This is a genomic window from Intestinibacter sp., assembly GCF_034113885.1.
In the GTDB taxonomy this organism is placed as follows: Bacteria; Bacillota; Clostridia; order Peptostreptococcales; family Peptostreptococcaceae; genus Intestinibacter.
In genome coordinates, this window is record NZ_JAXEWM010000033.1 from 1 (window position 1) to 6,998 (window position 6,998).

Genomic DNA, 6,998 nt, shown 5'->3' on the forward strand with positions numbered 1-6,998 from the left:
CTTCTGTACATTCTCCAACAAAGTTAGCTCTTAAATCTTCTACCACTTGTTCCTCTACACCTTTAGCAACACCTATTCTATGTTCGTCAGCCCATACCATTTCGCCTTTCATTTCTTCAAATTTTTCAGCTCCTACATGGCATACTGGACACTCTTCTGGTGCAGCTTCTCCTTCATATATATATCCACATACTTGGCATACCCATTTCTTCATAATTAAATTCCTCCTACTATTTTAAATTTATAATTTTCTTTGTTTATGGTACTATATATACCCATGTTTTCAATTTTAAAACATTTATTAAAAAAAGACCTTACAATTTCTTGTAAGATCTTTATAGATAATTTAAGTTTATTTCTTATCCAAAATATCTGTTTAATAATCCTAAGAATGCTTTACCATGTCTAGCTTCGTCTTTACACATTTCATGAACTGTATCATGTATAGCATCTAATCCTAATTCTTTAGCTCTCTTAGCTAATTTTAATTTTCCTTCAGTAGCTCCGTATTCTGCATCTACTCTTACTCTTAAGTTTTCTTTAGTATCTGCAGCTACACATTCTCCTAATAATTCAGCAAATTTAGCAGCATGTTCTGCTTCTTCGAAAGCTATTCTCTTGTAAGCTTCTGCTACTTCTGGATATCCTTCTCTATCTGCTTGTCTACTCATTGCTAAGTACATTCCTACTTCTGTACATTCTCCAGTGAAGTTAGCTCTTAAGTCTTCTACTACTTGTTCGTCTACACCTTTAGCAACACCTATTCTGTGTTCGTCAGCCCATACCATTTCGCCTTTCATTTCTTCAAATTTTTCAGCTCCTACATGGCATACTGGACATTCTGCTGGTGCAGTTTCTCCTTCATATATATATCCACATACTTGGCATACCCATTTCTTCATAGTTAAATTCCTCCTAAATATTATAAATTTGTCAAAGCCTATTTGCTATTAAATATATCTATACTTTTATTAATTAAAATATTTAATTTTAAATTTATATCTAATATATACCCATAACAATAAGCTTAAAACATTTTTTCAACAATTTTATTTTACTATTTTTTATCAAAATTTTCAACAATTTCAAATTTTTTTTTAGTATAATATTAAAGCTCATATCCTAAAGTCAAATATATATTTTCAAGCTCTTCTCTCATTTTTTCATTGCCTTTAGCTGATACTTGTGAACACATAGTTGGTTTGTATTTTCCAGCTACCATCTTAGCAGCAAATGCCATACAAGTAGCTTCACCGCATTTGCCGCAATTTAATCTTGGAAGTACTTCATATACATCAAATGGACTTGGTAAATTGCGTTTTTCGTCACTTGGCTTTATGCTGTCCTTTTTATCGTAGCAGTCGTTTACAAAATCCTTTATATAATCTAAAGTCTCAAATGCATCTGTTTCATTCAACAGTTTAGATACTTTGACGTCATTTGCTGTAAGTACTATTATTTTAGGTCCATAATTATATGTTAAAGTTTGTCCTTTTTTATTGTATATTGCAGTTTTTAAATAAGTGTTTAAATAAGGGAAAAGCTCTGTAATATCCCTTGATAAAGTTGCAACTACTCTTATTCTATTTGCATCTGTTGTACATGGTTGTATAAAACTTAAATTGATTTCTTCTAAATACATTTTTTTCTCCTACCTTTTATATTTATTTATAGATTATTTAATGCATCGACTAATTTATCTATATCTTCCTTTTCATTAAAATATCCTATTCCTATTCTGAGTGTTCCCCTTTGTTTTGTTCCTATTATCTCGTGAGCAGTTGGAGCACAGTGAAGTCCTGCTCTAAGCATTATATCGTATTTTTGATCTAGTATAGAGCCTATATCCTCTGGTCTTTTGTCCTTTATATTGAAGCTTATTACGCTGAGCATTTTATCTGTATCCTTTGGACCGTAGATTTCTATGTCTTTTACTGTTTGTAATTTTTCTAGTGCATATTCAGTTAATTCTTTTTCTTTATTGTGTATATTTTCTATACCTTCTTTTTGTAAAAACTTAACAGCCTCTCTAAGACCAGCTATACCACTCACATTAGAAGTACCTGCTTCTAAATGGTTAGGGTAGTAGTCAGGTTGATATTCATAAGCTGAGTCTCCACCAGTTCCACCTGCTTTTTGAGGAGCGATATATATATCTGTATTTATCACTAATCCTCCAGTACCCATAGGCCCCATCAAGCTCTTATGCCCTGTAAACGCCAAAATATCTATATTATCTCTTTTGACATCTATATCCATAGCACCTGCACTTTGAGCTGCATCTACTAAAAATGGTATATTATTTTCTCTGGCGATTTTTCCAATTTCTCTTATAGGCTGGATTGTCCCTAATACATTTGAAGCCTGTGTAAATACTATTAATGCAGTATCTTTTCTTATGTATTTTTTTAAATCCTCAGAATTTGTTATTCCATCTTCTGTACATTCCACAGTATCTATTTCTATATTTCTCTCTTTTTCTAGAGTTTTTAAGCATCTCCATACTGCATTGTGCTCTAAGCTACTAGTTATAACATGGTCATTTTCCTTTAAAATTCCCCTCATGGCTATATTTAAAGAATCTGTTATATTACTTGTAAAAACAACCCTCTTTGGATCGTCGAAGTTAAATAGTTTTCCTATTAATTTACGACATTCATAGACTATGTAATCTGACTGCATCGCCTTTTTATAAGAACCTCTACCCGAAGAAGTTCCATTATTCACCATAAAATCGTATACTGCATTTGCAACAGCTTCTGGCTTTGGATAAGAAGTCGCCGCATTATCTAAATAAATCCCCATTTCAATCCTCCTCGATATTTTTATATATTTTAAATATTAGAAGCTTTTTGCTCTATATGTACCTTCAACCAATTGTAAATATCTTGATAAACATTTTCATAATCCAATTCATTTAAAACCTCATGTCTACATTCTTTATACAGTTTTATATCTATATCCTTTATTCCGATATTTTTATAATTTTCATAGATAGATTTTACTGCTTTACCATTGTTTCCAACTGGATCCTTATCTCCAGAAATAAAAATTAAAGGTAGTTCCTTAGGTATATTTCTTTCATTTAATGGATTTTGTATAAACTCCAAAACATCGAAAAGAGTTTCATATCCATTTATAGTAAATAAAAATGTGCAATATTTGTCTTTTACATATTCCCTTACTATATTTTTATCTCTACTTATCCAGTCGCTTTTAGTTTCTACAGGCTTAAATTGATTATTGTAAGCACCAAATACAATATTTGTAACGAATTTACTTCTGTGCTTGTCTCCTTTGAAAGCTTTTATTATTCTTAATAGCAGTTTTCCTAGCTTCAACAAAAGCTTAGGCTGGCTACCAGTTCCTACTATTATAGCACCATCGATTTTGTCTCCATAAGTCATAATATACCTTCTAATTAAAAATGAGCCCATCGAATGACCTAAGACAAAATAAGGAACATCACTGTATTTCTTTTTTATCTCCTGAGTAATTTTGTATAAATCTTGAACTACAGTACAGCTCTTATCTTCACATGGAAAATATCCAAGCTCATAATCGTCCTTTGCCGTAAGTCCATGACCTAGATGATCATTTCCTACGACTAAAATTCCCTTTGTATTTAAAAATTTGGCAAATCTATCGTATCTATCGATATACTCGACCATTCCATGTGATAACTGTAAAACCGCCGAAACATCTCCATCAGGCTCCCAGACGATTGTGTGCAAATCGTTTATTTTATTAGTAGATTTTATATAAAGCTCTGTTTTTTTCATGTTCAAACTCACCCCAATAATAAAATTGTAATACAATTATCGACTTAAATCTATTATTTCTTCAATTATATTATATCTTAATTCCCATTTATTACATATCAAAACCTATTTATGTTATTATTAACTCATAACAACTTTCAGGAGGTACAAAATTGAAAAAAATAGGAATACTAATGTTAGATACTAAATTTCCAAGAATAAAGGGAGACATAGGCAATGAAGATACCTTCTCATTTCCAACAGTAAAAAAAATCGTAACAGGAGCTGATACTACTAAAGTAGTAGATCTAGGTGATAGAGGTCTTTTAAACAGCTTCATAGATGCAGCTAAAAATCTTGAAGCATCTGGAGTAAGTGCTATTACAACAAGCTGTGGCTTTTTAGCAAAATTTCAAAAAGAGCTAGCAGATAGTGTAGATATTCCCGTATTTACATCTAGCTTAATACAAGTAAAATATATAGAACCTCTTTTAAAAAAAGACCAAGCAGTGGGAATACTTACTATAAAAAAATCATCCCTTACAGATGAACATTTTAAAGGAGTTGGAATAGAAAATATAGACAAAGTGATCTACAGTATGGAGGGAACTAGCTTCGAAAAAACCTTCATGGACGAAGAAATCGAATACGATAAATCTAGACTTCAGCAGGATATACTAGAAGTAGCCACTAAAATGGTAAACGAAAATCCAAATGTAGGTGCTATAATCTGTGAATGCACAAATATGCCGCCATTTTCCAAGGCTATTTCTGACAAATTAAATATTCCTGTATTTGATATCGTCACTTTGACTAATTATATTTACTCAAGCTTAAATAAGCCTTCCTTTTAATATGTAAAAAAATAACTATTATACGGATATCGTACAATAGTTATTTTTATATATATTAATATTGACTAAATAAATTATCTAAATATAAAGTAGAATCATACCAATTGCAATCATAGTCAAGCACATAGGTACCATCATAATCATTGATTTAATAGGGTCTACTTCCTTACCAACCATAGAACCAACTATACCTGCTACACAGAAAGTAGTTAAATCTGCTGGTGGAAGTCCCATACCACCTGCTGCTAAGTGGGCACCTGCTGCTGCCACTTGAACTGGATCCATTCCTATAGATATAAGCGCTGGTCCAAAGAATGAGAATATTACATTTTGGACAGTTGATTGAGAACCTGTAAGCATTCCTATAAGTGCCATAGATCCTGCTCCACCTATCTTAAGTAAGTTTTCGTTTAATCCTTGTGCAAATGCTTGAACTGCGTCTATTTGCCCTCCAGCGTAGAAGCAACCTAGCATAAATCCTGCACATATTTGTATTAAAACTGTAGTCTTAACATTTGCCATACCTTCTGTTATACAGTTTTTAGCTTCACCCTTTAGTTTAGGGAACATAAATGATACTACTGTCACAAATATTATTGATAAAACTATACCATTTGATACACCCTTTAATATTGATATTTGTGATAATGCAGTATATAAATCTAATTGTTCAGATATCATAACTTTTCCTAATAATTCAGGAACTAAATCAAAATGTACGCCTCCAATAGTAGTAGTTCTAAATACAACTATTAATATTAATATTATTAATGGTATTAATGATGTCCAATTTTCTTTTATTATATCAAAAGGCTTACCTTGTCTATCTTGATGAGGTATTTTTGTCTTTTTATCTATAAAAATTATATTAGCATAGATACACATTAAAACTACGATTATTGGAACTGTAATATATCCATATCTTAAAACTGCATCAGGATCTGCTCCTGTAAGTGCTGCTGATAATGCAAGAGCTTGACTTATAGGTGGCATTATAGAACCCATTGAAGCACCCATAACTATAAGGCAAGTTATTTTTTCTCCACTTATTCCCATTGATGCTAGAACCCCTATAGTTAAAACTCCGATTACTGTAGAAGCAGCTATTGCATCACCTAATAATGAACCTGCTAAAACTAATACTAATATAATACATACAATCAATACTCTAGGGTATTTTTCAAATCTTGCTTTTAAATATCCCATTATTGTGTCTATTGTTCCAAGCTTAACCTGTGTAGATGCGTATATACTACCAAATATTGATAAGCATATTACCCATGCCAGCTTGTCTACACCGTCAATCCCTGCTGCAAACCAATCTACTGGATTGAATACTCCTCCTAATATTAAAGATAATGCACCTGCAATAAGTAGACCTGCATTTACATTTCCACCTATTTTAGGTATTTTTTTACATAGTATAATAGCAAGTAGTGCTACTACCGGTATAATTACTTTTATCATTTTATTACCCCCATAAAACTATTAACAATAAAAAAGTATTTCTGAGGTTTAAATTAAAAAAACCTCAGGCTCACACCTAAGGTTTATATTTTCCGAAAATTTCCTTAAATGATAGCCCTCCACCAAATGGTGACAGTGAAATACATATTATGTATTCCCCCAGATATACGACCTTAAAGCATCAGTCGTACTCTTCGGCAAAAACTCCTTTCTCAACGATTCAACGCGCTTAACTCCTCGTTGATACTCTTAATTTTCGCTCCTCTATCTTTTTTATTTGTTTTCTAATTTTTATATATTTTATTGTATGATAAATTATCTTATTTTTCAACATATTTTTATACATTATATTAAATTTATTATTTAATATAATAAAAGTTATAATTTATTGTTAAAAAATTATTTAACAATCGATTTATATTTCCATTTTCCACTTTTATATCTCAAATATCCTATCAAAAGTCCTACAAACCAACCTATAGGTACACCGTAGTATATAATAGATGGCCCTACAGCATTTGAAAATACATAAACTATTATAAGTCTAACCAGGAAATTGAGTATTGTAGCCCATACAAATACAGATATATCACCTGCTCCTTTTAGCACTCCGCAGTAAGCATTCATAAATCCTTTGACAATATAAAACCCAGAAACTATGTGCAAATATTTAACAGCAAAACTTACAGCTTCAGAACTTTGATTCTGATTTAGAAATAATCCTATTATATTTTGTCCAAAAATAAACAATACAGAAAATATAATCAAACTCATCAATGCTATTATAATTAAACTACTCCTTAGCCCTTCTTTTACTCTATCGACTTTATTTGCACCTATATTTTGCGCTGTAAATGTTCCGACAGCATTTCCAAAAGAAGCTAACGGGATCATAGTTATTGAATCTATTTTAGAA

Annotated in this window: 8 protein-coding genes and 1 riboswitch; of the genes, 1 reads left to right on the forward strand and 7 read right to left on the reverse strand. The window is 31.3% G+C overall.

Annotation, left to right across the window (positions count from 1 at the left end):
* From SPD90_RS02040 to SPD90_RS02060, 5 genes are all read right to left on the reverse strand, one after another.
* The coding region (locus SPD90_RS02040; protein ID WP_442909037.1) for a rubredoxin-like domain-containing protein at positions 1-214 on the reverse strand (214 nt) is incomplete at its 3' end.
* Between the two features lie 145 nt (positions 215-359).
* Positions 360-902 (reverse strand): NADH peroxidase, encoded by a 543-nt coding sequence (locus SPD90_RS02045; RefSeq protein ID WP_320924157.1) that lies wholly within the window; start codon positions 900-902, stop codon positions 360-362.
* 206 nt (positions 903-1,108) lie between these two features.
* Positions 1,109-1,642, reverse strand: a complete 534-nt coding sequence (locus SPD90_RS02050; protein ID WP_320624423.1) for a (Fe-S)-binding protein — start codon at positions 1,640-1,642, stop codon at positions 1,109-1,111.
* 26 nt (positions 1,643-1,668) lie between these two features.
* Positions 1,669-2,805, reverse strand: coding sequence for an aminotransferase class V-fold PLP-dependent enzyme (locus tag SPD90_RS02055; protein WP_320924158.1), 1,137 nt, complete (start codon positions 2,803-2,805; stop codon positions 1,669-1,671).
* A gap of 29 nt (positions 2,806-2,834) precedes the next feature.
* Positions 2,835-3,782 (reverse strand): alpha/beta hydrolase, encoded by a 948-nt coding sequence (locus SPD90_RS02060; RefSeq protein WP_320924159.1) that lies wholly within the window; start codon positions 3,780-3,782, stop codon positions 2,835-2,837.
* A gap of 152 nt (positions 3,783-3,934) precedes the next feature.
* Here SPD90_RS02060 and SPD90_RS02065 point away from each other — a divergent pair, with 152 nt between their 5' ends.
* On the forward strand, positions 3,935-4,615 hold the full coding sequence (locus tag SPD90_RS02065; protein ID WP_320924160.1) for an aspartate/glutamate racemase family protein: 681 nt from the start codon (positions 3,935-3,937) through the stop codon (positions 4,613-4,615).
* 78 nt (positions 4,616-4,693) lie between these two features.
* Here SPD90_RS02065 and SPD90_RS02070 read toward each other — a convergent pair whose 3' ends face one another.
* Positions 4,694-6,082: a hypothetical protein gene (locus tag SPD90_RS02070; RefSeq protein ID WP_320626159.1), complete on the reverse strand. Its 1,389-nt coding sequence runs from the start codon at positions 6,080-6,082 to the stop codon at positions 4,694-4,696.
* 104 nt (positions 6,083-6,186) lie between these two features.
* A riboswitch (Lysine riboswitch) is annotated at positions 6,187-6,357 on the reverse strand.
* Between the two features lie 124 nt (positions 6,358-6,481).
* Positions 6,482-6,998, reverse strand: a 517-nt coding sequence (locus SPD90_RS02075; protein WP_320924161.1) for an MATE family efflux transporter, incomplete at its 5' end; no start/stop codon positions are given.

Excerpts from the sequence above, each read along its gene's own strand:
- SPD90_RS02045 (WP_320924157.1), bottom strand. The coding sequence starts at position 902 with ATGAAGAAATGGGTATGCCAAGTATGTGGATATATATATGAAGGAGAA.
- SPD90_RS02050 (WP_320624423.1), bottom strand. The coding sequence starts at position 1,642 with ATGTATTTAGAAGAAATCAATTTAAGTTTTATACAACCATGTACAACA.
- SPD90_RS02055 (WP_320924158.1), bottom strand. The coding sequence starts at position 2,805 with ATGGGGATTTATTTAGATAATGCGGCGACTTCTTATCCAAAGCCAGAA.
- SPD90_RS02060 (WP_320924159.1), bottom strand. The coding sequence starts at position 3,782 with ATGAAAAAAACAGAGCTTTATATAAAATCTACTAATAAAATAAACGAT.
- SPD90_RS02070 (WP_320626159.1), bottom strand. The coding sequence starts at position 6,082 with ATGATAAAAGTAATTATACCGGTAGTAGCACTACTTGCTATTATACTA.